Consider the following 458-nt stretch of genomic DNA (forward strand, 5'->3'; position numbering starts at 1 on the left):
AGTCCGGACCGGCGCCCCGCCGGCATGGCGCTGCTGGGCGATGACCATCGCGGAAGAGTGGCTGCGGGCGAGCTCCAGCCACTGGCGGAGGGCGCCGGGCTCAAGGTGATCATCGCTGCCAAGGACGCAGACGAACTCGGCCGTAGCCTGCTGCAGCGCATAGTTGAAGGGCCCGGCCGGGCTGGGAATCCCGTCGCGGAGTTCCAGGAACCTGGTGGCTGCAGCCAGCCCGGGTGGAACGTTCCTCGAAATCTCGTCCCTGGAAATGTTGTGGCACACCACCGTGACCCGGACGCCGTCGGGGGCGTTCAGCTCCAGGCCGGCCGACGCAATCGAGGAGAGCGCCCTTGCCACCGGCCGGGTGCTKCTGTGCACTGCGATGACGACGTCAACGGCCGGGACCGCCTCCGTTGCCCTGCTATCCACGTCGGCCCTGCCCTGTTGGTCCAGTGCCGGCG

At 69.4% G+C, this 458-nt stretch carries 1 protein-coding gene; it reads right to left on the minus strand.

What is annotated here, in order from left to right; genetic code table 11:
• The coding region (locus AC1U89_RS24745; protein WP_479902257.1) for a glycosyltransferase family 2 protein at nt 1–354 on the minus strand (354 nt) is incomplete at its 3' end.
• Nucleotides 355–458: the final 104 nt, after the last annotated feature.

This window comes from Caulobacter sp. 05T431 (genome assembly GCF_056665975.1).